32 protein-coding genes are annotated in these 25,009 nt (G+C 45.8%); 9 read left to right on the plus strand and 23 right to left on the minus strand.

Features of this window, described 5'->3' with window-relative positions:
* From QUB63_RS03435 to QUB63_RS03445, 3 genes are all read right to left on the minus strand, one after another.
* The coding region (locus QUB63_RS03435; protein ID WP_332943400.1) for an Rpn family recombination-promoting nuclease/putative transposase at positions 1–324 on the minus strand (324 nt) is incomplete at its 3' end.
* 72 nt (positions 325–396) lie between these two features.
* On the minus strand, positions 397–1,971 hold the full coding sequence (locus tag QUB63_RS03440) for a chloride channel protein (RefSeq protein WP_332943401.1): 1,575 nt from the start codon (positions 1,969–1,971) through the stop codon (positions 397–399).
* A gap of 343 nt (positions 1,972–2,314) precedes the next feature.
* Positions 2,315–3,760 carry a hypothetical protein gene (locus tag QUB63_RS03445; protein ID WP_332943402.1) on the minus strand — a complete coding sequence of 482 codons (1,446 nt, stop codon included), beginning with the start codon at positions 3,758–3,760 and terminating at the stop codon, positions 2,315–2,317.
* Positions 3,761–3,843: 83 nt separating this feature from the next.
* On the opposite strand from QUB63_RS03445, the gene QUB63_RS03450 reads away from it, so the two are divergent.
* Entirely contained in the window at positions 3,844–4,446 is a 603-nt protein-coding gene (locus tag QUB63_RS03450) for a pentapeptide repeat-containing protein (protein ID WP_332943403.1), read from the plus strand.
* Between the two features lie 236 nt (positions 4,447–4,682).
* On the opposite strand, the gene QUB63_RS03455 is transcribed toward QUB63_RS03450, so the two are convergent.
* The 10 genes from QUB63_RS03455 to QUB63_RS03500 form a co-directional block, all read right to left on the minus strand.
* The gene (locus tag QUB63_RS03455; RefSeq protein ID WP_332943404.1) at positions 4,683–5,096 is read right to left on the minus strand and encodes a putative toxin-antitoxin system toxin component, PIN family; all 414 of its coding nucleotides are present in this window, start codon (positions 5,094–5,096) and stop codon (positions 4,683–4,685) included.
* Positions 5,096–5,335, minus strand: coding sequence for a hypothetical protein (locus QUB63_RS03460; RefSeq protein WP_332943405.1), 240 nt, complete (start codon positions 5,333–5,335; stop codon positions 5,096–5,098). The genes QUB63_RS03455 and QUB63_RS03460 overlap by 1 nt, the downstream gene beginning before the upstream one ends.
* A gap of 293 nt (positions 5,336–5,628) precedes the next feature.
* Positions 5,629–5,928, minus strand: a complete 300-nt coding sequence (locus tag QUB63_RS03465; protein ID WP_332943406.1) for a DUF5615 family PIN-like protein — start codon at positions 5,926–5,928, stop codon at positions 5,629–5,631.
* A gap of 34 nt (positions 5,929–5,962) precedes the next feature.
* The gene (locus tag QUB63_RS03470) at positions 5,963–6,328 is read right to left on the minus strand and encodes a DUF433 domain-containing protein (protein ID WP_332943407.1); all 366 of its coding nucleotides are present in this window, start codon (positions 6,326–6,328) and stop codon (positions 5,963–5,965) included.
* A gap of 48 nt (positions 6,329–6,376) precedes the next feature.
* Complete coding sequence (locus QUB63_RS03475) at positions 6,377–6,571, minus strand: hypothetical protein (RefSeq protein ID WP_332943408.1); 195 nt, start codon at positions 6,569–6,571, stop codon at positions 6,377–6,379.
* A 194-nt stretch (positions 6,572–6,765) separates the two neighbouring features.
* Positions 6,766–8,151 (minus strand): CHAP domain-containing protein, encoded by a 1,386-nt coding sequence (locus tag QUB63_RS03480; protein WP_332943409.1) that lies wholly within the window; start codon positions 8,149–8,151, stop codon positions 6,766–6,768.
* 62 nt (positions 8,152–8,213) lie between these two features.
* Positions 8,214–8,678 (minus strand): D-Ala-D-Ala carboxypeptidase family metallohydrolase, encoded by a 465-nt coding sequence (locus tag QUB63_RS03485; protein WP_332943410.1) that lies wholly within the window; start codon positions 8,676–8,678, stop codon positions 8,214–8,216.
* Between the two features lie 132 nt (positions 8,679–8,810).
* Positions 8,811–9,086: a hypothetical protein gene (locus tag QUB63_RS03490; RefSeq protein WP_332943411.1), complete on the minus strand. Its 276-nt coding sequence runs from the start codon at positions 9,084–9,086 to the stop codon at positions 8,811–8,813.
* A gap of 54 nt (positions 9,087–9,140) precedes the next feature.
* On the minus strand, positions 9,141–9,908 hold the full coding sequence (locus QUB63_RS03495) for a hypothetical protein (protein ID WP_332943412.1): 768 nt from the start codon (positions 9,906–9,908) through the stop codon (positions 9,141–9,143).
* 36 nt (positions 9,909–9,944) lie between these two features.
* A complete protein-coding gene (locus QUB63_RS03500; RefSeq protein ID WP_332943413.1) occupies positions 9,945–10,733 on the minus strand; it encodes a peptidoglycan recognition protein family protein in 789 nt (262 codons plus the stop codon).
* A 337-nt stretch (positions 10,734–11,070) separates the two neighbouring features.
* Between QUB63_RS03500 and QUB63_RS03505 the strand changes: the two genes are divergently transcribed.
* On the plus strand, positions 11,071–12,363 hold the full coding sequence (locus tag QUB63_RS03505) for an NB-ARC domain-containing protein (protein WP_332943414.1): 1,293 nt from the start codon (positions 11,071–11,073) through the stop codon (positions 12,361–12,363).
* 5 nt (positions 12,364–12,368) lie between these two features.
* Here the strand turns inward: QUB63_RS03505 and QUB63_RS03510 are convergent, their stop codons facing one another.
* Positions 12,369–12,887 carry a methyltransferase family protein gene (locus QUB63_RS03510; RefSeq protein ID WP_332943415.1) on the minus strand — a complete coding sequence of 173 codons (519 nt, stop codon included), beginning with the start codon at positions 12,885–12,887 and terminating at the stop codon, positions 12,369–12,371.
* A 258-nt stretch (positions 12,888–13,145) separates the two neighbouring features.
* On the minus strand, positions 13,146–14,090 hold the full coding sequence (locus QUB63_RS03515) for an aldo/keto reductase (protein ID WP_332943734.1): 945 nt from the start codon (positions 14,088–14,090) through the stop codon (positions 13,146–13,148).
* Positions 14,091–14,232: 142 nt separating this feature from the next.
* Between QUB63_RS03515 and QUB63_RS03520 the strand changes: the two genes are divergently transcribed.
* Positions 14,233–15,666 carry a BCD family MFS transporter gene (locus tag QUB63_RS03520; RefSeq protein ID WP_332943416.1) on the plus strand — a complete coding sequence of 478 codons (1,434 nt, stop codon included), beginning with the start codon at positions 14,233–14,235 and terminating at the stop codon, positions 15,664–15,666.
* Between the two features lie 52 nt (positions 15,667–15,718).
* Positions 15,719–16,552, plus strand: a complete 834-nt coding sequence (locus tag QUB63_RS03525; RefSeq protein WP_332943417.1) for an inositol monophosphatase family protein — start codon at positions 15,719–15,721, stop codon at positions 16,550–16,552.
* An 84-nt stretch (positions 16,553–16,636) separates the two neighbouring features.
* On the opposite strand, the gene QUB63_RS03530 is transcribed toward QUB63_RS03525, so the two are convergent.
* From QUB63_RS03530 to QUB63_RS03540, 3 genes are all read right to left on the minus strand, one after another.
* Entirely contained in the window at positions 16,637–16,810 is a 174-nt protein-coding gene (locus tag QUB63_RS03530; protein ID WP_332943418.1) for a hypothetical protein, read from the minus strand.
* Positions 16,811–16,927: 117 nt separating this feature from the next.
* Positions 16,928–17,497, minus strand: coding sequence for a PIN domain-containing protein (locus tag QUB63_RS03535; protein ID WP_332943419.1), 570 nt, complete (start codon positions 17,495–17,497; stop codon positions 16,928–16,930).
* Positions 17,498–17,500: 3 nt separating this feature from the next.
* Positions 17,501–17,971 carry an excisionase family DNA-binding protein gene (locus tag QUB63_RS03540; RefSeq protein WP_332943420.1) on the minus strand — a complete coding sequence of 157 codons (471 nt, stop codon included), beginning with the start codon at positions 17,969–17,971 and terminating at the stop codon, positions 17,501–17,503.
* A 90-nt stretch (positions 17,972–18,061) separates the two neighbouring features.
* Here QUB63_RS03540 and QUB63_RS03545 point away from each other — a divergent pair, with 90 nt between their 5' ends.
* A complete protein-coding gene (locus QUB63_RS03545; protein WP_332943421.1) occupies positions 18,062–18,685 on the plus strand; it encodes a hypothetical protein in 624 nt (207 codons plus the stop codon).
* 285 nt (positions 18,686–18,970) lie between these two features.
* On the opposite strand, the gene QUB63_RS03550 is transcribed toward QUB63_RS03545, so the two are convergent.
* From QUB63_RS03550 to QUB63_RS03570, 5 genes are all read right to left on the minus strand, one after another.
* Positions 18,971–19,552, minus strand: coding sequence for an NADPH-dependent FMN reductase (locus tag QUB63_RS03550; RefSeq protein WP_332943422.1), 582 nt, complete (start codon positions 19,550–19,552; stop codon positions 18,971–18,973).
* Between the two features lie 37 nt (positions 19,553–19,589).
* Entirely contained in the window at positions 19,590–20,471 is an 882-nt protein-coding gene (locus QUB63_RS03555; protein ID WP_332943423.1) for a ChaN family lipoprotein, read from the minus strand.
* Between the two features lie 632 nt (positions 20,472–21,103).
* Positions 21,104–21,319, minus strand: coding sequence for a cupin domain-containing protein (locus tag QUB63_RS03560; RefSeq protein ID WP_332943735.1), 216 nt, complete (start codon positions 21,317–21,319; stop codon positions 21,104–21,106).
* The gene (locus tag QUB63_RS03565) at positions 21,297–21,470 is read right to left on the minus strand and encodes a hypothetical protein (protein WP_332943424.1); all 174 of its coding nucleotides are present in this window, start codon (positions 21,468–21,470) and stop codon (positions 21,297–21,299) included. Before QUB63_RS03565 ends, QUB63_RS03560 begins: the two co-directional genes overlap by 23 nt.
* 95 nt (positions 21,471–21,565) lie before the next feature.
* Positions 21,566–21,841, minus strand: coding sequence for a hypothetical protein (locus QUB63_RS03570; RefSeq protein WP_332943425.1), 276 nt, complete (start codon positions 21,839–21,841; stop codon positions 21,566–21,568).
* Positions 21,842–22,005: 164 nt separating this feature from the next.
* On the opposite strand from QUB63_RS03570, the gene QUB63_RS03575 reads away from it, so the two are divergent.
* From QUB63_RS03575 to QUB63_RS03590, 4 genes are all read left to right on the plus strand, one after another.
* A complete protein-coding gene (locus QUB63_RS03575) occupies positions 22,006–22,644 on the plus strand; it encodes a peroxiredoxin (protein WP_332943426.1) in 639 nt (212 codons plus the stop codon).
* Between the two features lie 130 nt (positions 22,645–22,774).
* Positions 22,775–23,356: a Uma2 family endonuclease gene (locus QUB63_RS03580; RefSeq protein ID WP_332943427.1), complete on the plus strand. Its 582-nt coding sequence runs from the start codon at positions 22,775–22,777 to the stop codon at positions 23,354–23,356.
* 35 nt (positions 23,357–23,391) lie between these two features.
* On the plus strand, positions 23,392–23,976 hold the full coding sequence (locus QUB63_RS03585) for a Uma2 family endonuclease (RefSeq protein ID WP_332943428.1): 585 nt from the start codon (positions 23,392–23,394) through the stop codon (positions 23,974–23,976).
* A 63-nt stretch (positions 23,977–24,039) separates the two neighbouring features.
* Positions 24,040–25,009 (plus strand): cysteine synthase A (locus QUB63_RS03590; protein ID WP_332943429.1); only part of this gene is annotated, 970 nt, incomplete at its 3' end.

The following is a 25,009-nucleotide window of genomic DNA, read 5'->3' on the forward strand; positions in this document are numbered from 1 at the left end:
ATAGCCTTCTCCTGCTCGTAATTGAGAGGCGTAAGTTTTTGCTGCATTGTACAAAACCCGCTTACCAAAAGACTGCACGTTGAGCACTTGCATTTCAATGATTACTAAAGTGCCATCGATTAGTTTGGCTTTGACATCAAGATAAGTATCTTTCAATCCTTCAACTTTTGGGGGCAGATTCGGGTTGATGATTTCTAAATCTTCAATGGTGGGATTTCCTTCATAAACCAGGGCGTTGAGAAAGCTGATCAGAATCTCTTTGCTTTCTGAGGAACCGAAGATTTTTTTGAAGGCGTAATCTGTTTTTGGGTTGATAAATATCATGGTTGCAATATTTAAGTTTTTGGTTATTAGTTTGGTCAGCAATCAACCTTGAGTCGATCGCACTTCAACCGCTTATTTTGTTTCCGACAAAGGCTTGACATCTGGTAGCAAATGTGCATTAGCCATTACTAACGCTGGCTCCTCGATAATCTCTTCGTCTTCGGTGGGAAGTTCGCAAGAAATCAGTTCTGTGACAATGCGCTCTCCGAGAACATCTTCCCAATCCTGCAACTGTTCTCGGGCTTGGATCGGTGTATTGACAGCAACATCTACGCCCATTTGCTGGAGGTTGAGGCTGTGGGCTGCCGATCGGCGGTTGACAAACTCCACCAGCCAAACGCTCAATCCGACTGCGGCCATCAAAGGCAAGACAATCCGGTAATCGCGGGTTAATTCAAACATCAACAAAATGGCTGTCAGCGGTGCTCTGGCGCTGCCGGCGAGGACGGCGGCCATACCCACCATGGCATAGGCGGGAGGGCCTGCGACTCGATCGCTCAATGCCGGCAGCAGTTCCAAAAAGATGCCGTAAGCCGAACCCAGGGAAGCTCCCAAAAACATCGCCGGAGCGAATATCCCGCCGACTAAACCGCTGCCGAGGCTGATTGCTGTCACGGCCAGTTTGACGAATAGCAGCAACAGCAGCAAAGACAAGGAAAATTTCACATCTTGGAGCATGGCTTGGACTGTTTCGTAGCCCACACCCAAAACTTGAGGGAATTGCAGGGCGACTAAACCGACGATCGCACCGCCGATGACGGGATGAAGCGGCCGGGGCAGTCGTCCGAGCCAAGCAAATCCTCGGACTTTTCCTTGAAAACAGCGATCGGCCAATTGAATTGCTTCTGTATAAGCCAGGGAAACTCCGCTCGCCAAAAGTCCCAATCCCATGTACAGTGGCAGTTCTAGCGGGCTGCGGACATCGTAGACAGGCAAAGCAAAGGCCGGCTGAGCTCCCAAACAAATTTGAGCGATCAGCGCCGAAACTACGGCGGATAGCAAGACAACGCTGACTGACGAAGTGGCGAAGGTGCTGCCGAGCACGACTTCTAAGGCAAAGAACACTCCGGCAATGGGAGAGTTAAACCCGGCGGATAAACCTGCTGCTGCTCCCGCGCCGAGGAGCAAGCGCTGCCGTTCTGGGGATAGCTGCAAGATTTGAGCTAGCAGCATTCCGAAATTGGCGCCGATTTCGACGCTGGGGGCTTCCGGGCCGAGGGAGGCACCGGTGCCGAGGGATACAGAGGCGGCCACCATTTTCGTGACGGGTTTGAGCGGGGAGAGTTCTTGCAGCCCGCGGGTGGCTGCAATTAAGGATGACATATTCGGGCCAAAGTCCCGAAACCGCCAGCGCATCAGCCCGATGATGACTCCGCCGAGGGTGGGAATGCACGCTAGTGTCCAAGAGCCCGATCGAGCGATCGCCCCCATGAAGTCTTCCAGCATCACGCTGTGGATCAAGTGGATCAGGTAGTGAAAGGTGACGACGCCTGCGCCCGTAACTCCCCCTATGACTAGGGAGAGGATGAGCAGGAGGGTTTCTGGGCTCGGGTGCAGGCGGTTGAACAGCGGGCTGAGGCGGGAGGCATGGGGAGTTTCTGCGGTTTGCCGGGGCGGCAGCAGATCCACAGGATGGGTGGCTTTCATTTAGCGGTTAATTCTTCTGTGAGAAGTTAGATAAATATTACATTTTATTTCTTATTTTCATTTTGAGTGATTTTAGGGGAATTGACAAGTTATACGATTTTAGATTTTAGATTTTAGATTTTAGATTGAAGAATTAGGAATGACTGATGAACTAAGGGTTGGCAGCTTGCTAGCGAGTTAGATTCTTTTTTTAAACTGGTATTAATCAAGGCGTATTTGATGGTAGATTTTTTGGGCTGGCGACTGGGCTGAAAAGACCGATTCTGAGAGCCAGCAGATTTTAGGTCATTGTATTCTCAGTTACACTTCTAAAACCATCAATCTAAAATCTAAAATCTAAAATCTAAAATTGATTCATCGGTTGTTGCGCGGACGGGATTCTGGGTCGGGATTTGGCGATCGACATTAGCGGATCGCCGATGGTGGCGACTTTCCAAGGAGGAGATTCTAGCTGGCGCGCTGCGATTAAAAAGGGTGCTCCCCGCTTCAGGCGATCGACCATTATTTTAGCTGGAATAAATGCAGACAACAAAGGTTCGTTGACGCTGCCAATATATGCGTAAGCACCGTTTTGCAACCACCTTCCAGCAACGGTACTTGCGTCATCTGGCGCTGCTGCAGACCAACTGTGGATCAGGTGGACGGCAGCGGGAAATTGGAGTTTTGGTATATCCTCAACCGAGGCGTCGCCGTTACCGACTTGGAATGATTTTGGATAGCCTTTGGAATTCATCAATATTAAGTCAAATGTCCACGGTTTTGATGCTAAACTCCGCCACTGTTGGAGGCTAGATTCTGGTTGCTGCACTAATTCTACATTAATGCCTATGGTTTTTAGTCCGCTAGCTGCTGACTCCATTTCGTATTTTCCCCAATTTCCTTCTTTTGGGTAACTATCATAAAGCATGGCTGTTTCGCTGTCGAGAAATATGGCGCACATGGCTTGATAGATCGATCGCACTTGGGAGCCGTAAATCCAGCCAGTGGCGGCCCAGCGTTCGCCGTTCGGGTGCCGTCCCAAACCGTCGGTAACAGCTAATTGTTCGTCTTTGTTTTGAGGGGATTGATATTTTACAGCTAGTTGGCGTACAATAGTTATAGTGTCGATCGCGTCTCCGAGTTGCGAGTAAAAATATCCGGTTGATTCAACAGCTTTTGTAACTGCTGTTTGCAGATTTTTCCACTGTGCGGTATTCAGGTTATCGTTGGGTTTTCCGAAGTTGCCTTCGAGAAATACTAAAGGTTCGCCGCGGGCCGCTGCTAAGGCAACTGCTGCTGTGCGTGCGGGGTCATTTTCTGATGTGATGACTGCTCCAGGCGGTTCCCAGCCGAGTTCCCTCCATTTTGCTTTTAAGGTTTCAGCATCCGTGGCATTCCAGGCTGCTGCTGTTGCCTTCAGCATTAATTGTTGGAGTTTTTGATTTTTTGGGATCTCCTGTTTGATGCTGGGTAAACGGAGGATTTCAGCGGGCCCGAAGCGCTGCAAAAACATCGGCGCATATTTTTGATCTTCGATGAGAATTGGCCAGTGTCCTTTGAGATTCCACTTTTGGATTGCTGCTAAGAATGTGGCTTCGTCGGGTACTAGAACTGTGCGGTTGACTGTTGGTATGTTGGAGCGGAGGATGTTGATTCGGAGACCTGTTTGCACTGGCCAGGGTTCTTGTTTGGCTGATGCGGGGAGTTGAAAGGGTTTTTTGAGAAGGCGATCGCACCCGACAGCGATTATTGCTAAGCTGAGTATAATGGCGATCGCTAGCAATTTAATTTTTAACTGTTTTTTCATCATGGAACGGGGAAAGCAGCAAAATATTAATTGTAAACACTAGAAGTTATGCGTATATTTTTATACAAAGACCGGATTTTCGAGGCATGAAACAAAAAAAGATTGTAAGTGCGATCGGGATGGCGGCTTTTTGGGCGCTCGGCTTAGCAACTACAGGTTTAATCATTTTCGCAGCCAACAGTTCGTCAGTCAAGCATCAAGTCCGACAGTTGCTTGTTACCAGAGAATGCCGGGGGTGCAATCTTTCTGGGGCTAATTTGGGCGCTGTTTTTCTCGAAGGGGTAAATTTAGAAAAAGCCAACCTCAAAGATGCCAATTTGTGGAGTGCCAATTTGGTAAATGCTAACTTGAAACAGGCAAATTTGACTGGTGTTTACCTGATAAGCAGCAATTTAGCTGGGGCGAATTTGGAGAAAAGCAATTTAGAAAATGCGTTTTTAGAAGATGCTTATTTGGGAGGGAGTAATTTGAAAAATTCTAATTTAACAGGTGCTTTTATGAAAGGTGTTTTTCTGGTTAATGCTGAGTTGGAGGGGGCGAATTTGGAGGGGGCGAATCTGTGGATGGCTAATCTGGAGGGTGCTAATTTGAAGGGTGCTAATTTGAGGAATGCTTTGCTGTTGGAGACAAATTTGACCGGGGCGAATTTAAAGGGTGCGGTGATGCCTGATGGTACGCGGCATGAATGAAAGTCAGTTGATAGTTGATAGTTGACAGTTGACAGTTGACAGTTGACTCCGAAAGCAGTCATTAGTCAGTAGTCATCAGTCATTAGTATTAATCAGGGGAAAGAGCGATCGCGCCTGCAACCTTTATTTCCCGTTATTGGGTGAGGGATGGTGAACTTCTTACCCTTGCAGAAGCGGAGTTTCATGTGTTCATTACAGTCGATCGCAATCTATCGTTTCAGCAAAATCTACAACATCTAAGCTTGCGATAATAACGCGATAAACTCTGTCGCCTTGACAATTTTGATACTCCTGTAAGCCGTCAACGTTAGAAGGTGCTTATCACCCGTGACAATATGAGTAGCATTTCCATTCACTGCACATTCTACAACCATGTCATCATCTGAATCTGCTGGAACTGCCTTGAGGGTTGCAGAAATCTCAACAATCCGGGAGAACTCACGAACCTCTTCAACAGCAGCTTTGGTCATCTCTTCAGAAAATTTAAATTTTAGCTGCAGTTTTTCTGCAAATTCATCCAATATTTCTTGGCAGGCAACAGACTCAATCTGCCCAATCTTTGCCAGTGCAAGGCATCGGAATGGATTGCCATTTAGAGATAGCAATGCAGACAGCAGAATATTAGTATCAAAAACTACTATGTACTGCATTACTTTTCATGCACTATGTCATCGATCAAAGATTCGCGTTCTTCTTCAGACATCAGATCCCAGTTGCAGCCTCGCTCTTGGGCAATTAGTCTAACTCGATCGACACCATAACGAGATAATGATTCCCATTGACTCCACTGCTGAAGAAGTAAGAATCTGAACACCTCTACTTGTTGTTCAAGTGACAACTGTTTGACGAGTTCGACAACTTGCTCGTTGCTCAAGATTAGTGTTGGCATCCTTCCTCTTTTAAATCTAATAAAAGTTTTCTGTGCCTTTCTATTATAAGCAAAATCGGAACCTTTGTGCCGCAGTATTCGCTGGGCTATAAATCTGCGCCGGTGAGAGAAAGTGACAGGCTTTTGTAAAGGCTTGTAAATTGGTAAATTGTCGATCGAGAGGAAAGAGCGAGCGCACTTGTTTTCTGTCTTATTTCAAAGAATAAACTACCCCGATCGCCCTGTCGGTGAAAAAAGTGATAAGCTTTTGTAAAGGTTTGTAACTTGGTAAATTGTCGAGCTAAGAGATCGCATCAAGAGAAAGGAATGAAAAGAACACGACCTTCATATTCTTCAGGCTCACTACAACAAATAAATAGTTCTAAATCATCAATAATCTTACCAATTGGCGCTGTTGCAATAACCTCAACAACTCCAAGCATAGGTAGTCCTTGATTGACGCGCCCGTAAGCATACATCGTAATGGTGGCTACATCATGGGTAAGTAAGATGCGTCCCTCATTGGCAGCCCATTCTAAAATATCTGGATCGTCAGTGTGCATCAGCCCTATATCTTGGACGCGAACTATATCCAATTTAGGCAAACGTCTCATCAGACCACGCAATATGGCTCCATTAAAATTCTCGTCAGTTAGCAGGCGCACTTGGCATTGACTCCTCTTTTGAGTGATAACGAGCAAGCAAGCGCTGCCTCAAATCGACTAAGTTGTGTTTTTGAGTAAGTTGTTGTCTCAGTTGCTGAGCTTGTTGGCTGCGTTGCTCCAAATAACTGTCAATTTCCTGACGATGATTTAAATAATAAGCAATGGTACTGTATATATCTTCCAAACGTAGAACTGAAAACTGAATAGCAATTTCTTCAGGAGTGGAGCCATTGTGGTATGAGGCAAGTATGCTATCTAGAGTTACTCGGCTCAAACCTATACGGATACCTCCTGCTTCGTCCCAACGAAACGGTGGGGCAGCAACTTTAAATTCGACTTGAGGGCTCATAAGTCTATTCTCAGAATTGTTGTGTCGATCGATTGTTACCTGTCTGCATTATAACCAACACCCGATCGTTTTGAAAGGCTTCAAATCCCAAGCCTTCATATCGCCCTGCCGCTGAGAAAAAGTGACAGCCTTTTGTAAAGGTTTGTAAGTTGGTGAATTGTCGAGGTAGAAGAAAGGGCGATCGCACCTGCAACCTTCATTTCCCGTTATTTGGTGAGGGAGTGAAGGAGTGATCTGGTACATTGTGGCTTAAGCAGTTTACATTAGTGGCGAATTATCGGCACGGTAGGGTGACTTTGGAGTGAAGCTTAAGGAAAGCAATGGTCGCATCTTTCCCCCTCATCTCAGCTTGAAGAAGAGAGATGGGGATTGCCCACCTCTCTCTGACTGTCTTGGTAAGCCAATGGTACTAAAACTTGAACAGCTTACCTGATTTATTAGAAGCTGCTGTAGTCGATAAACCCTTTGTTGATATCTGCAATCTTGCGGGTATCTCTGCGGAAGACACCAATACCCTCACGGGAACCACCGGTGTTAGTATTGCCTTCAATCGTGACCAATCTTCCACCAACAACCTTTTCAACAAATCCAGCATGACCAAATCCACCAGGTTCGCCAGTGTCGATTGTGAAGATCATTCCTGGCTTCACAAGTGACGGATTATTTTGAGCTTGCTGCGTTGTGATGCGTGGAATATTGCGTTGACCAGCCCGCGTCCAATGGTCGAGAACGCTAGCAGTCTTCACCATTGGGTTATTCCGCCCTAAAGCAGCCGCAGCCTTCTGAAAGCACCAAAATTGGAACGCAACGCACCAAGCAGAGTCGGGACCCGGACCAAGCCCAACTGAGCGCAGATAATCTCTCACTTCGGGTCCATCATTAGAACCAAGTGGTTTTTCCCTCACACCAACTTGAGAAGCGGCAATTTCCATAACTTTGGTCAGCAATGTAGAGGAGGCTGGAGGTGGCAGTGGCACACTTCCATCCCCGAATAATGCCTCCCAGGTAAGCGGGCCAACTTCTCCATCTATTACTAGGGGTTGTCCTTTCGAGTCAGTAAATCGAGCCTGAAATAATTTCACCGCTGCTTCCGTTTTCTGAGCAAAAAAACCTGTTCCTTGAAGTGGGCCGCAGCCAAGTTCATTCAAGCGTAGTTGTATAGGTCTGACAACTTCTACATCATCGTCACCAATTTTGATAATCCGTCCAGGATACATGGGAGCCATTTTTTCACTCGGTTCTGGGGTTAAGTTGTCTAAATCTATGTCAATTCCGCGTTCCAACATGGTCTTCAGTAAGACAGCCGCACCGCATTGTTTAGAAACGGCATCAGGATCGAATTCTCCATCCCTCACAAACTTGCCCTTTGAGTAATGGTTGGAGAATGACCATAAATATGGACTGCGAATGCCCCGCTTGCGATAACCCGTGCCGTTGAACAGTTCTAGGCGATACAAAACACCTGAAATTGACCATTCCTGCCAGGTAGCAAGCCCATCAAACTTTAGAGCATCTTCTGCTGACTCCTCCCAAGTAAACGGCGGATTACCGGGCGGTCGTCCCTTGGGTACATTCTTCGTCTTAGCAGATAGAGGATCTCCGTTATGCAGGTGTGTGGAAAAATCGAGGCTTGATTCGAGACTGTGAATCAGAGCAATAACAGACCAAGGCACACTCGTTCTAGCTTGTACAATTCGATATCTGCTTTCGTTTTTGAGAATGCGATCAACTATTTGATTCGCATCATCCACTCGTTCTGGACGAACAACACAGATCTGAAAAAGAGATTGGTATGCTGGCTTTAATTCTTCGTAACTCGCCACGCTGTTTTATTCCTTTTTGCTACTAGATATAACTCTGTGTTTAACCGCACATATCGGTCTGATTATTTGATAGATTTGTAGACTAATTTCCCATTTTCACGGGTCGCTCTCAGAACTTGCTTACGGTTATGTGGGGCTACACTGATGTGTATCCAGTTAGGATCGTCAATTGTGCCAAATTCGAGGATGACTCGATCAAATTCCGGGCAATTCTTGACAACCCAATCCGCTAATTTCCGCGTACTGCTACTGACTGGAATAACATCGGCTGCAAAACCAAGCCGGTGATCGCTGTTCTCAGCTCCACCAACTTTTTCGTTAAGTTCTTTTGAGCGAAATCCAGATGTAATTTTTATCGGCCCTAGTGCGTCACGAGCAGGTTGAAGAATCTTCTCGCACAGCGCTCGGAGGTTTTCAATTTCTTTTGCGTTAGGGGTGTTGTCAATTCCCCAACGATCAGCTGTTGAAGACTTAACGAACTCCCAAAGTTGGAAGTTATTAGTCAAGTACATGTTGAGTTCTACCACTTAACTGCTCCATCTCACTATCCATTCAATTGATAACCCAGCACAAATAGCGCTGTCGGTGAGAAAAAGTGACAAGCTTTTGTACGGCTGAAATCATCAGTTTTGAATAGCCTGAACTACTTGTTCTCTGCCTTAACTCAAAGAATAAAGTACCCCGATCGCCCTGCCGGTGAGAAAAAGTGACAACTTTTTGTAACGCTTTGTAAGTTGGTAAATTGTCGAGGGAGAGGAAAGGGCGATCGCACTTGTTTTCTGTCTTAATTCAAAGAATAAACTACCCCGATCGCCCTGCCGGTGAGAAAAAGTGACAGGCTTTTGTAACGCTTTGTAAGTTGGTAAATTGTCGCTTCCTCTTGAAAGAGCGTTCCCTTCGGGATAGCTTCGCTCGCGCGTACTTGCAACCTTCACTGGTAGGTTCCGGTGCAGCGCGGTTGTTATGCCGCTATTTCACATGGAAACTCACTAAACTGAACCTAAACCCCAATCGACAATTGCGACATACGGGGCAAGGGTTGAATTATCAAACCAACTCACAAATTTTCTCAAACTCTTTAAATCCAAGTCATTGATAATACCAACGCAACCAACCGTACCCGGAGCAGAGGCAGAGTTGTTGTCTACGTGAAAACCAATAGCAGATCTGGCTGTTTGGAAGCGACAGGTCATCTCAAGCCAGACAGGCCCCAACCCATCTCCATCTTCCGGCCAATCTTTTGTAAAATTCCCTGCTGTGCCACTGGCAAATTCAACTAACTTTGAGATACTAGGTCTTGTTTTTGTCATGGGATCGGGTTTGGGCATACCCAGATCCCAAATTCCCTCAGGTAGAGGTTCGCGGCTGCCTGCTTCACTCTTAGAGGCTAATCGAAACGCCTGACGATCGGGAGCACCCGAAACGGCAGAAACTGAATCAACTTTCCTACTCCCTTCCATTAACGCTACTTCCAGAACTGCAAGTCCATTCGATCGCATCATACCAGTCTTTGTAATGCGGATTTGGCGACGGGTTGGTGCAGGCGGGGGAGGAAAGATCTTCTGATTGGGCTCCCTTGGAGATTGCAGGGAAACGATTAGTTTTCCTGGCGCATCTTCTCCTTGTAACCATGCTAGAGGAAGATCCAATTTGTACTGTTCTGGGGTGGCACGGATCAACGTGAGATCTGCCTTATCCAGATATTCATTTCCATCTATTAAGTACAATGCCTTAGAGGTTAATTTCAGCCAAACCATTAGGTTTCTCCTTTGCAATCAATACTTTAATCGTTCTCAACTTGCCAACTTTTGTGCAACTTCCATTCTTAGTCGATCCAATCGATCGTAAAGCCACTGTCCGGGGCAATCTGTAGGCACAAAGTCTCGATGCCCTTTAATTTGGGAGGGTTCTATGTTGCAGGACTGACACAAAGCAGCGCAGATATTTACCAAACTATTCCACTGATCGGAATCCATCGCTTTAGTGGAAAAGTTGCCCTCGCTAGCAACACCTGGGGCGCGATTGCCAGCATCTGTACCTGCATGAGCTCCTCTGACGGCATTCCCCTTAATGGCTTCTTCTAACGATCCAAATCTGCCTTCAACTAGAATTCCGCCAACTGTATTCAAAAAGCTGTACCCAATGTCGCTCCAACCCCTGCCTTTTGGTTCAGGAGCCATGTGGAAGCTTTGAATATCCTTAACAACGGTTTTGGCCTGGTCAATACCACCTGAAGATGGAGGAGTCTCCGTATGATGAATGACAATAAATTTTGGTCGATCGACGAGTTCAAACCGACTTGATGGTGCAGATGCGTTCCAATTTGAACGTTTTACTACCTTTGAAATGATATCATCTGCATCAAAAATACTTGTAGCCTTACTGGGCTTTTCGGTCGAACCAACATCAATCACAACTACTTTAGGAATATCACTTCCTTCTAACCACTGAGTCGGAACATCCAGGTTGAATTCCTGATTGGCTGGGTCTCCCTGTACTGCTAAATCGACTTTATCCAAATATTGATTAGTCCCTCCTTTCATCAGATATAAGGACTCAGAGGTCATTTTCAACCAACTCATAGTTCATCTCCTATAGTTTTCCTCTTGTTCTCTGCCTTAACTCAAAGAATAAACCCCTCCGATCGCCCTGCCGGTGAGAAAAAGTGACAAGCTTTTGTAAACTTACGTAAATTCACTCGATCGATTTGAGATTTGACCTCATCCCAAATCCGAGTTCAATACCCCTTTTATTTCTTAGTCCGCGAAGGCGGACTTCGTTCGTATAGACGCGGTTTCAACCGCCGAATATAAAATGGACTACCTTGCGGTTAATTCAGTAAATTTGTTTTCTATCCTGAAAAAGAACCCCCACTCAGAATATTCGGTAAATATACTGAACAAATCAAAATGACAATTTATGACAGCACAAGAGGCGATCGCCCTAATCGACCATCTGTTACAATCCGCAAACAAAAAGCAAAAACTCAATGACATTCAATCCCTCGTCTTTCTGGAAACTTGGGAAGGACATTCTTATCAAGAGATAGCCGATCGCTTACTTTACGAACACGATTATATTAAACAAGTCGGTTCGCATTTGTGGCGAACTCTCTCTAAAATTATTGGTGAAAAAGTCTCAAAACAAAATCTTCAAGCTGTCTTGCGCCGCTACCAGCACAGCAGCACACCAAATAACTGCATCCAAGATTGGGGAGAAGCGATCGATATTTCCCACTTTTACAACCGCCAACAGGAACTGGAAACTTTAGAAACTTGGATTAGCAGCAATTCTACCCGTTCGATCGGTATTTTTGGAATTGGCGGTATCGGCAAAACTTCTCTGTCTGTCAAACTCGCTCAGCAAATTCAATCTCAATTTGAATTTGTGATTTGGCGCAGTTTGCAGCAAGCACCAACCTTAGATGTTATCCTCAGCAATATTTTACCAATTTTAACTAATTCATCCGCCAAAAATAACTCTATTCACGCTCTCATAGAACAGTTGTGGCAAAAACGCTGTTTGTTAATTTTTGACAATCTGGAGTCAATTTTGCAAGGGGGAAATCGCAGCGGACAATATCAACAAGGCTATGAAGATTACGGACTGTTATTTGGGCGCATTGCTGACGAATCCCACCAAAGTTGTCTGATTTTAACCGGACGAGAACAACCGGGCGGGTTTGCTGTGCGATCGGGCGAAAATTTGCCGGTGCGATCGCTCAAACTCTCCGGCCTTTCACCGCCTGTATGCCAGCAAATCCTTGCGGCTAAAGGATTAAAGGCAACACTACTACAAAGTAGAGATATTGTCAACTACTTTGGCGGTAATCCCCTGGCGATCAAAATTGCAGCCACCACGATTAAAAATATTTTTAGCGGTGATATTCAGGCATTTTTAGCGCAAGGAAATACTGTTTTTAGCGATTTGTGGGATTTGCTCGATCGCCAGTTCGATCGCCTGTCTCCCCTGCAACAACAAATCATGTACTGGTTGGCCATTAATCAAGAAGGGCTAACTCCTGAGAAGTTAAAAGCTGAAATTTTGCCCAAAGTTTCTGGACGCGAACTGATGGAAGCGTTAGAGGCGCTGGCCGGGCGATCGCTCATCGAAAATGGGCGATCGCTCAATCAGAGTACATCAACAAGTTTAATGCTACAGCCTGCGATCTTTGAGTATATCATAGAACGCTTGATTCAAACCGGAATCTAAAACTTTTAATAAATTCCTGGAATTATTTTTTTGACTCGCTGGCGGTATTCTGAATAGGCGGGATATTTTTGGGTTAACCAGGTTTCTTCGCGATTGGCTTTGATGTCAAAAAATATCAATAAAATTGCTGTGGCTATTAAGTGCGATAAGCTCATTTGAAAGATTGTCCAGCCGAAAGCTGCTAAAATTAAGCCGCTGTATAATGGATGCCGCACTAGGCTGTAAATTCCTGTTTGAATTAATTGTCCGTTTTCTATGGGATAGGGTAAGGGTGTGAGGTTTTTTCCTAAGTCTATCAATCCTTTGACGATTAAAATTAATGCGCCTAAGCCGAGAATGCCTGCCAGAAACCCGGTAAGATAAATTAATTGAGTTGATTGTATTTTGAATCCCGGCAGTTGATAAACTGGTAAGATTGCAAATCCTGTCAGCAATGCTCCTTGAAGCAATACTAAATATTCGCCGCGGCTGTTGTTGCGCCAGCCTTCGCGCGTGAAACCCCAGTCAGTTAATAGTTGTTTCATAGGAAGAGGAAAGTTCGGCAACGGATTTTTTAGCGGATTTAACGGATAGATTGTAGGAGGAATTTATAGCTAATCCGGGTTTGTTAGTCCAATTATTCAGTGGCGCATTCAACTTAAAGTAGGGTGCGTCGCAGCGATAATTCTGGATATTTACGACTATCCCGTAGCGACGCACCCTACCGCGACACTTTAAGAAACCGGGTTTTTTTAAGGTTTAAGGCTTTGAACAATATTTCCCAAAAAAACCCGGTTTCTACTTTATTCTCGCCAAGGACGAGTCATTAGTTCTAGTTGGTTGACTTCATCTTGGCTTAAAGTCCAGCCTAGTGCGCCTGCGTTTTCTTGGGCTTGTTTTGCATTTTTCGCGCCGGGAATTGGGATGACTCCGTTTTGGGCTATCAACCAGTTTAGGGCAACTTGGGCGGGGGTACGATCGCGCTTTCTGCCCATTTTCCGCAAGGTAGACATGACTAATTCGATTTTTTCGAGGCCTGCTTTGCTGAAGCGGGAGTCAAATTTGCGGGCTCCTGTAGGTTCTTCTTGGGCGGTATATTTGCCGGTGAGCAATCCTTGGGCTAAGGGGCTGTATGCTAAAATTGTTACTCCCAATTCGCGGGCTGCACTCACAATTCCTTGTTTTTCTACTTGCCGCGACAGCAATGAGTAACGGACTTGATTTGTTGCTAGGGGAATGCCTCGGGCTGCTAATATTTTGTGGGCTTCGCGCATCTGTTCTGCTGAATAGTTGCTGACTCCTACTGCTTGGATTCTGCCTTGTTTGACTTCATCTGCTAAGGCGTTCATCAAGGTTTCTTGACTGAGTAAAAAACTGAATGGCCAGTGCACTTGGTAGAGGGTTATTTGTTCTACTTGCAAGCGTTTTAAGCTGGCACTCAAGGCTTCGGAAACTGATTTTCCTGTAATCCGCCAAGGTACGGGGCCGAATTTGGTGGCTATTTGCACGGGTTGGCTGGTTTTTTTGATAAACTGCCCCAGCAATTCTTCTGACAAGCCGTTACCGTAGACTTCGGCTGTGTCGAAAAAGTTGACTCCGGCATCTAGGGATGTTTTGAATGCTGCTTCTACTTCGGCAGCGCCGTAGTTGCTGCCGTAGTTCCAAAATAGTTTGTCGCCCCACGCCCAAGTTCCGACGCACAGGGGAATGACGGCTGGGCCATTTTGTCCTAGGGTAATGGTTGTCACGGTTGGTAAATCCACAATTCTTTATTGTCTATTATTTTTATATGAATAATCGCGATCGAGCTTCTAGCCGGGGGAGGAAAGGCGGCCCGCGACAATATCTCAGTTACTATAAATGAGTCATGCTGTGTTTATTTGAATAGTTATGCCGATCGACCGTTTGCCAGATTCTACATTAACAGATTCCGCGACTGCTGCTATCAAAAGAGTCAACCTGCTGACTATGTTCCGCCTGGGCTTGTTTCAGATGGGGCTGGGCATGATGTCGATTTTGACCCTGGGAGTGCTCAATCGCGTGATGATTAAGGAGTTGGCGATTCCGGCTACTGTGGTGGCGGGTACCCTGGCGATGCACCAGTTTGTCGCGCCGGCGAGGGTGTGGTTCGGGCAAATGTCTGATGCTAAGCCTTTGTTTGGCCATCACCGCACGGGTTACGTGTGGATGGGAGGGCTGTTGTTTGTGATTTCGGCTTTTTTGGCGGTGCAGGTGATGTGGCGCTTGGGGGCTAGTTTGGAGGCTGTGGGGTGGACGACTCCAACTTACGGCTGGGTGGGTTTGTTGGGTTTGATTTTTGCGCTTTACGGTATCGCGATTTGTTCGAGTTCGACTCCTTTTGCTGCTTTGTTGGTGGATGTTTCGGATGAGGAAGACCGATCGAAGTTGGTGGGTGTGGTATGGTCGATGCTGATGGTTGGTATTATTATCGGGGCGATTGTCAGCAGCGGTTTGCTGAAGCAGATTGATGGGGAGGTGCCCCGGGAAGTTTTGCAGGCTTCGATTAATGGTTTGTTTGTGAAGGTGCCGGCGGTGGTTTTGCTGTTGGTGGGGATTGCAACTTTTGGGGTTGAGAAAAAGTATTCGCGTTACAAATCGCGATCGATCGCAGTTAATCGAGAAGATAAGATTACTCTGGGAAGCGCGCTGCGGATTTTGACTGCTAGCCGCCAAACCGGTTTGTTTTTTACTTTCCTGCTGGTGATGACAATTTGTTTGTTTATGCAGGATGCGGTTTTGGAACCCTACGGCGGGGAAATTTTCAAGATGCCGATTTCGGAAAGTACGCGGTTGAATGCTATTTACGGTACTGGTACTCTCATCGGTTTGAGCGCAACTGGTTTTTTAATTGTGCCGCGCATCGGCAAGCAAAATACAATTAGATTGGGTTGTTTGTCGGTGGCTGCTTGTTTTGGTTTGATTATTTTATCTGGATTTACTGGTAATCCAATTGTGTTTAAGTCGGCTTTGATGTGCTTCGGGTTAGCTTCGGGAATTACGACGACGGGCGCGCTGAGTTTGATGTTGGATTTGACGGCTGCGGAAACTGCGGGGACTTTTATTGGCGCTTGGGGTTTGTCGCAGGCGATGGCGCGGGGTTTTGCTACGGTTAGCGGCGGTGCTATTTTGGATTTTGGCAGGAGTTTGTTTGGGGTGCCGATGTTGGCTTACGGGTTGGTTTTTGCTGTGCCGGCGGCGGGTATGATTTTCGCTGTTTGGCTGTTGAGTAGGGTGGATGTTGCGGAATTTCAGGATAATGCTAAAAGTGCGATCGCAACTATCCTTGAAAATGAATTAGACTAAGGTTAGTCATTAGTCATTAGTCATTAGTTGTGAGTTGTTAGTTGTTAACTAAATGAAAGATTTCTGGGATTCTATTTTTACTTTTTCTCAGACTACTGTCAAGACAGTCGGGCAGCAGTTTTTGAAAGATTTCGGTTCTGCACAAGCGGATGAGAAGGATGATGGCAGTTTAGTAACGCAGTCTGACAATTGGGCGGATGCGGAGATTAGAAGTGCGATCGCACTTGCTTTCCCCAGTCACGGGATTTTGAGCGAGGAAGGAGAGCACGTTTTACCCGATACTGAATGGTGTTGGGTTGTCGATCCTCTCGATGCTACGACTAATTTTGCTCGCGGAATTCCGATTTGGGGGATTTCTTTAGGTTTATTGTATCGCGGAACTCCGGTTTTTGGCTGCGTGCATTTGCCGCCGCTGAATCAAACTTTCCACGGTTTTTATGCAGGGGATTTGGCGGACGATCCTGTATTGACAAATATGCCTCAAGGTGCGTTTTTGAACGGTCGCCCGATTCGCCCGAGTGCTGATAAATTGAGCGGAAATCATATTTTTAATTTGTGTTCCCGGAGTGTGGGCATTGGGCCTCATCTTCCGAGTAAAATTCGGATGTTGGGCATGGCTAGTTACAATTTTTTGATGGTGGCTTCGGGTGTGGCTATGGGAGGAGTAGAAGCGACTCCGAAAATTTGGGATATTGCTGGGAGTTGGGTAATTGTGAAGGCTGCGGGTGCGGTGTGGCTGCCGCTGGAATCCCAGGCGATTTTTCCGCTGGAAGTGGGAAAGAATTACGGGAGGGTTTCTTTTCCGACTTTGGTGATGAGTCGGCAGGAGTTGGTGTCGGTGTTTTTGCCGTTTGTTGAGGCTTGGAAGAAGAAGAAAATGGGCTGATATTAATGTCGCCTCGAACGACCATAATCATATTGGTTTGTAGTGAGGACTTCAGTCCTTCTTTCTTGCGGACTAAAGTCCTCACTACGAACCTGTTTTATCGTAGTTGAGCGATCGCACAAATCGCACAATTATTAAATAAAACTGCATGGCAGGCGTGACGGAGGAGTCTCCCGCGCCTGCCGTGCGGTTTGTAACAAGTATAACCGACCGATGACCGATGGTTAAATTATGCTTGCTCTCGTCTATTTCTGCCAATGTGCGATCGGGTGGTTTTCTTTTAGGTCGATCGGGTGATGCGGTACTGGTACAATTTGTGGTACTTTTTCAAATAGCTATTTTTTTTATAAAAGGATTTTTTAATAAGCGATCGGGCTAATCAGGATAGCACAATTCTCGCATCCGAGTTGCTGACAGCGGCAGTCCCAATTCTACCAGCGTTTCCAAATACTCGTCAGGCGTTTTTGGCGGATTCTTGAGCCTGATTCTTTGTTTTTCTACGGCTTTGCATACACCTTCAAACTTAAAGTTGAGAAGGCGCAGGATAAACTCATCTGGGTGCAGCGGTTCAATGTTATATTGTTTGAGATTCTCAGCAGGAAAATCCCTGAGATTGAAAGTAACGATAAAATTTGCGCGAGAATGAATTGCTGCTGCTAGAACGTGCCGATCGCCCGGATCGGGAAGTTCCAACTCTGGTATAATTGGTTCATAACCTTGCACCAAGCAATTTTCAACATTTTCATTCATCAAGTTTTTGGTTCTGGCAAGCTGTTCGGACCTGAGATCCGAACGGTTGAGAAGTACATTTCTCATCCATTCGCTGTGAATTTCTTCTGTCCAGCGGGCCTCAAGTATTTTGCTAGCAGCTAACTGGACGAAGAAGTCCCGCAGCGGTGCAGAATATAAAATATTAGCATCATAAACAACTGTGAAAATAGCCATATTTCAATCGTACAAGCCTAGTGCTTCTGATTCAGCTACAAGCTCATCCATCCCTTTCATACTTTTTTCGTAACTCTGCTTTTTATATTTCATTACATCTTCATAACGTATCCGGCGACAGGTACTTACCATTTTGTAAGGAATTTTGCCAGCATCTAGCAACTTCCACACATACTCGCGAGACACATTCAGTAAGACCTCAACTTGCCAGATATCTAGTTCCGCAGTAATTGGAATCAGCCTGACAGTATTGCCGCTACTTGTCTGTTGCAAAATCGCCAACAGCAGGGGTAATGCTGCGGCTGGTATATCAATTGTTTTGCCCTCTTTTTCATCTAATATCAATTTGAGGGATTCGCCAGATGGATGATTTTCTAAGTGCGATTCTAAAGCGCGGCTGCTGCTAAAGGCAACCGCTGCTTCTTCGGCTGTCGGTAAAACAGGGGCTGAATTTGGATCTCCGGTGAATGTCATGTTAATTTGGGGGTGAGTATAACAGGCAATCAATTATAATTGTAGCAATTTGAGAATGCGATCGCCAAAATCGAGCAAGGAGGTTAACCTGTGGCATACAGCGACTTTACAACTTTAGCGAAAGTTAGAGAATCTTTTAATTTAACCGTAGAAGAACCTTTAGATTTGTTTGGTGATATCCCAGAGGTACAGCCAAGTTCTTATTTGCAAACTACTTTAACTGAAAACCTGTCTTTAGCTACTGCAATTAATACAGAAAAGGCTCGCGCTGAGTTAATTATTGCTCCAATATTATTGGAAGTCAGGCGGCAATTTAATTTTCAAGTGGGTTTTTTCTCTGGTTCAGAATTCAATGTAGATGTAGAAGCGGGCTTAAACGGGTATTGCGATTATATTCTCACTGCATCGAAGGATTCCTATGAAATTCGCGCCCCCGTAATTACTGTCACAGAGGCTAAGAATGAAAGTATTAAATCCGGTTTAGGCCAGTGTATTGCAGAAATGGTAGCCGCCCAATTATTTAATCAGCGCAGCGGAGAGCAAATTGAAAGCATTTATGGGGCTGTTACTACGGGTACTGATTGGAAGTTTCTTAAATTGAGTAACAGCACAATTTTCATTGACAAGCGAGACTTTTTTATTAATGAAATTACTCGGATATTGGGCATTTTAACAATGCCGTTTCAAGGCTTTTATTCTAGAGAACAACTCTAAATTGATCTACACATAAAATAATAGGATTGGGACACAATATTGTTCATTGGTGTCAACTTAACCTCAAACGTAGTGCGAGTCTTCTGTCTAGCGATTAAGACCTGATCCCCCCTAACCCCCCTGGTTGAAGGGGGGGACAAGAGCATTCTCTGTCGTCCCCCTTCAACCAGGGGTATGCGAGGGGGATCTCGCAAGAGGTTATAAACGAGAGATACAAGGGTTTTCAGGCGAGTGTTGACACTAATGAACAATGTTTGGTCCCTAATAAAAAATGAATTAATCGCCTTATGCGATTAATTTTGAGAGCACATTCGACAACTTAGCACCGAGATTCTCAACAGACTCCTGCTGTTTGGAATCTTTCATCGTACCGTCAGCATTAAATGCTTGAAAAGCTTGAGGAATGGCTTTCTGATCCGGGAGCACGAACACGTTAATATTACCCAGGATCGATCGCAAATGCACCAATCCCCGCAAACCGCCCAATCCGCCAGGGGAAGCGCTCATAATTACCGCTACTTTGTCAGTAAATGCCACCAATCCCGGTTCGCCGGGAGCTGGGCGCGATACCCAGTCGATCGCATTTTTCAACACAGGCGTAACCGAACTGTTATACTCGGGGGAAGCTATCAAAAACCCGTGATGGGCTACCATCAATTCCTTCAACTTCCGGGCATTTTCTGGCATTCCCTCTCTTGCTTCCAAATCTTCATCAAATAGCGGCATCGGCAAATCCCGCAAATCTACATAAGTAACTTCTGCGCCCGCCGCCATAGCCCCAGCAGCCGCAACTTTTACCAGCAGTTTGTTGTAGGATGCTTCGCGGGTACTTCCGGCAAATGCCAGTATTTTTGGTCTGTTTGTCATTGACTTTTCCTGATAATTGCTTGCGAGTAAAATTGTACTATTCCGAGTGCTGCCAAACAAAGTCAGCAATTGGTTTGTTTGCGGACAAAGGAGTATCTGTGCGCGAACTGAATAAGATCGATCGCGCTTTTACCTTCCCGACTCCCAAACGCCTCTCCACGCGGCTGGGAATGCCGTAACCGTACATAATATGCCCTTTCCCCGCCAACACCACAACTTGATAGTCGGGATTGGCTTTGACAAATTGGGCGATTTTTTCTGCCATAGTTTCATCCCACAAAACTTGAGCTTGCAAAAATCTTTCAAAGGCGGTACTATTTCCCTGTGCTGCCTTTTGGTGCTGTTGGAAAACTTCGAGCAGGATTTGCCGGTACTCGGCGTTGTCGGTACGAATTTCGGATATTGGCGGAATGTGCTTTTTGTCTTCTGCTGTGAGGCTTTCTAAGCCTTGAGCGGCAACTTTTCTTGTCACTTCGGACGGTGTATTTAAGGCGAGGACTGGTAGTTGATTTAATGCGGCCAACCGCAAAATCGGCGCGTAATATTCCCAGGGAAAACGCCACCTGCGATCGTACTCTGTTTGCTCGACTAATTGCTCTTCTGTTAGCTTACCACCTAAGTAGTTGTCGATCGCACTTTGGAAAGGGCGCTGAAACATCTCCATCGCGATCGCAATTTTCCCATTTTGCCGCTGCATTTCTCGGACAATCTTCAGTTGAGCTTGGTGGTCTGCCGCGCTATCGTGGGTTTCTCCCAGATACACAATTTTCGCCTTTAGCAACTGTTGCAGAATCTCTTGGTTAGTGTAAGTCTGCGGAGGTTGAGGATTCGCCGTCGGTTCCGCTGTCGCGACACTGCTACACAGCAGAAAAATGCTCAGCGATAAGGCGCACAATTTGATGAGTTTGGTTGTTTTCATACGAATATTATGCCTGTTTCTCCCAACAGCAGCCACAGCCGAACTCTACTATTTTAGCTGAGCAGCTAGAAAGCTCGATGCTTTATTTAACTTCATAATTCCTCGTCAATATCTCTACCCATAGAGGATTGTCTTCCCTCTTCCCTTAATATCCATCCGTTAAATCCGTTACGGAATCCGTGGCCTAACTTCCGACCTTTGTAAAGTTTAGTTGCAGGCACTTGCGCTTCCAGAAGAAGGTGGTAAATTAATAATATGAAGCAAACAAAAAGCTTCTCTGACAGATACCACATCCAGATACCGCAGCGAAGTTCAAAATAGAATCTAAGGAGTAAAAACGCTGTTTAATCTCACATCTGTCCCCTTAAAAACCAATAGCAGCACCCACCAACAAAGCTGATACTTCCCCAACTAATTAGAGGGGAGCAATGCAAGTGAATCTGAGGATTTATTGCAACTCCGCATCGAAGTTGAAAAAAGAGGAAATCACTCGGTACATATGGCTGGGTGCTGTTGTTGTTAAAGTTGTTGTTAAAACAGATTTTTCGACACATTAATTGTAGGGGCGGGTTAAGCGATAAAAACTTACACGTAACAGACAATATTTATTCAAAACCCGCCCTCTCTCTGTGCTACTGAAAAATTGTCTCGTCTTCCTTTCGCCACGCGGGATCGACGATACAAATAAATATTAGCTGCTCCGTGCCGCAGTTGTAAATAAACTGCTTGGCGTTTGGCGGAATGTAAACTGCATCTGGGGCTTCCACGAATTGATTTTCGCCGTCGATGTGCATTTCCCCAAGGCCGCTGATGATGTAATAAACTTCAGAAGTTGTCAGGGAGTGCAGCGAGCGCCGAAGTTTGTCCCGGCGGCCAGGTGGCGCGGGCTAAACTGTAACGCAACTCGACAGCTTGTTTGTCTGGATGCAGCAATTCTCGCAGTTGAGTACCGTCGCCAGCAATAAACTCGTCGCAGCTATTTAGCTTTTGAATTAGCATTCTTTCGGCACTCCTGAAAATCTCTTTACCACAACTTAAGTTTAATTGAAAGAGCAAGAGATGTTAAGAAATGTGTAAAGCGGCGGTCGATTTTTTTAACCGTAAGTGCCGGAATGCGATCGATAATCAGGACAGTCGATCGCATCTTCAGATAAAGCTATGGTAGGCTGAACGGGACACTTGAGGTGGTAATCGCCGGTGAAAAATACGCACTTAGCACAAGGGATTTGGTGCATCCGCTGAGCTCGGCGCATCGAGTCGGTGACTGTACCCGCGATACTCGAACACAGCAAAAAAACTAAACCCCAGGCGCAGACAAAACACAGCGGGACTAACACAGGCTGTATTGCCTTCAACAAAAAGTAAAGCATAGCAAGAAAATTTAGCGGTAGGAACAGGCCGCACATACATTACAGTAATGGAATTGGCGGGCGATCGACCAAAAAGTTTAAAATCATTTACAGCTCGATCGAGAAACCGGGCGATCGTGAGATGATAGAGAACCGCGATCACATAAAATTAGAGGAAAGCAGATATGGCTTTGCGATTAGGCGATACAGTTCCCAACTTTACCCAAGCCTCGTCTGAAGGGGAAATCAATTTCTACGACTGGGCTGGCGATAGCTGGGTCGTGTTGTTTTCCCACCCGAAAGACTATACTCCAGTGTGCACCACCGAACTCGGTGCAGTGGCCCGTCTCAAGTCTGAATTTGACAAGCGGGGCGTCAAAACCATAGCCCTCAGCGTCGATGATGTGGATTCTCACATGGGCTGGATTAAAGATATCGAGGAAACTCAAAATGTCACCCTCAATTATCCGATTTTAGCAGATGGCGATCGCAAAGTCTCCGACATTTACGACATGATCCATCCCAACTCGCTGAACAACTTAACAATCCGCACAGTTTTTGTAATTGACCCGGAAAAGAAACTGCGTTTGAGCATTACTTATCCGGCGAGCACCGGTCGGAATTTTGGCGAAATTTTGCGGGTAATTGATTCCTTGCAACTTACGGATAAATACAGCGTTGCGACTCCAGTTGATTGGAAAGACGGCGACGATTGCGTCATCGTACCTTCAATTACCGACCCCGCAGAGTTGGCAGAGAAATTTCCTAAAGGTTACACGCCGGTTAAGCCTTATTTGCGGATGACTCCTCAGCCGAATAAATAGGTTAAATTTACCGACTGGTTTGTAGTAAGGACTTTAGTTTTTTCCTCTTTTTTATGAGGACTGAAGTCCTCACTACAAACCGAGAAATGATGCAATATTGTCTGATAATTTAGATTTCAGGAAAGGCAAAATGCTGTCATCAACAATCGTATTGCGAATACCGCCAAAATTGCAAATGACAGACGACGAGTTTTTCGAGTTCTGTCAAATCAATAGTGAGTTACGCATTGAACGCAACAAATCGGGAGAATTGCTAATTATGCCCCCTACTGGTTCGGAGACGGGAAATCGCAGCGGTAGCGTCTTTGGAGAGTTGTATATTTGGGCCGGGCAAGATGGAACCGGTATTTGTTTTGACTCCAGTACGGGATTTAAGCTTTCAATGGGTGACAAGTCTCCAGATGCCTCGTGGATTAAACTGGAACGGTGGAATGCTTTGTCACCGGAACAAAAGCAAAAGTTTGCCCCGATTGGCCCGGATTTCGTAATAGAATTAAGGTCTGCTTCTGACAATCTCAAGCCGCTGCAAGAAAAAATGCAAGAATATATGAGAGAACCAGGAGTGAGGTTGGGTTGGCTTATAGACCGCAAAAATCGCCGAGTTTACATTTACCGTCCCGGTGTGCCAGAAGAATGTTTGGAGAATCCGGCGACAGTCAGCGGCGATCCAGTTTTGCCTGGATTCGTACTCAATATGAGCAAGATTTGGTAAGCTTAGTATGGAATCCGCGATCGAGGAAATCAATTATGCTGTCATCAACAATCGTATTGCGAATACCGCCAGAATTGCAAATGACAGACGACCAGTTTTTTGAGTTCTGTCAAATCAATAGTGAATTGCGCATTGAACGCAACAAATCGGGAGAATTGCTAATTATGCCGCCTACTGGTTCGGAGACGGGAAACCGAGAAGGTAATATATTTGGGCCGCTGTGGGTTTGGGCAGAACAAGATGGTACTGGTTTAGCGTTTACTTCGAGTACGGGATTTACTTTATCAACAGGTGCAGAAAAGTCGCCGGATGCTGCTTGGATAAAATTGGAAAGATGGAATGCTTTGTCACCGGAACAAAAGCAAAAATTTGCCCCGATTTGCCCGGATTTTGTAGTAGAACTCAGGTCTGCTTCTGACAATCTCAAGCCCTTGCAAGAAAAGATGCAAGAATATATGAAAGAACCAGGAGTGCGGCTGGGTTGGCTAATAGACCGCAAAAATCGCAGAGTCTACATCTACCGTCCCGGTTTACCAGAAGAATGTTTGGAGAATCCGGCTACAGTCAGCGGCGACCCTGTTTTGCCCGGATTTGTGCTAAATATGAGCAAAATTTGGTAGCACTGCTCGCAATCAATATCAAATTATTGTCATAATTATATAACATACAAAGACTCAAAAAATATGGATATCAAAAACGGCTTTGTAGGCACAATCGGCAACACACCGCTAATTCGCTTAAACAGCTTCAGCGATGAAACAGGCTGCGAAATTCTCGGCAAAGCAGAGTTTCTCAATCCCGGCGGTTCCGTTAAAGATAGGGCCGCTTTATACATCATCAAAGACGCAGAAGAAAAAGGCTTGCTGAAACCGGGCGGCACCGTTGTTGAAGGCACTGCCGGCAATACGGGCATCGGTTTAGCACACATTTGCAACGCTAAAGGTTACAAGTGTTTGCTGGTGATTCCCGATAACCAATCTCCCGAAAAAATCGATGCTTTGAAAACCTTGGGCGCTGAAGTTCGGACTGTTCCCGCTGTTCCTTACAAAGACCCAAATAATTATGTTAAATTTTCGGGAAGATTGGCGGCCCAAATGGAGAATGCAGTCTGGGCAAATCAGTTTGACAATTTAGCCAATCGCCGAGCTCATTTCGAGACAACCGGCCCGGAAATTTGGGAACAAACCGACGGGAAAATTGATGCTTGGGTAACAGCTACCGGTACCGGTGGCACTTTTGCTGGGGTAGGAATGTTTTTGAAAGAAAAAAACCCTGCTGTTAGAATTGTCTTAGCAGACCCGATGGGCAGCGGGCTTTACAGTTATTTCAAAACAGGGGAAATTAAGACTGAAGGTAGTTCGATTACTGAGGGAATTGGCACCAGCCGCGTCACTGGAAATATGGAGAATGCCCCGGTAGATGATGCTATCCAAATTGATGATACTGAAGCTGTCCGGGTGATTTACCAACTGCTGAGGAAAGAAGGGCTGTTTATGGGCGGTTCTGTGGGGATTAATGTGGGGGCGGCGGTGGCTTTGGCGAAGCAAATGGGGCCGGGACATACGATTGTGACGGTACTCTGCGACGGCGGGGCTCGGTATCAGTCGCGTTTGTTCGATCGCGAATGGTTGGCCTCAAAAGGTTTATCATCCG

The organism is Microcoleus sp. ARI1-B5, assembly GCF_036705795.1.
Lineage (GTDB): Bacteria > Cyanobacteriota > Cyanobacteriia > Cyanobacteriales > Microcoleaceae > Microcoleus.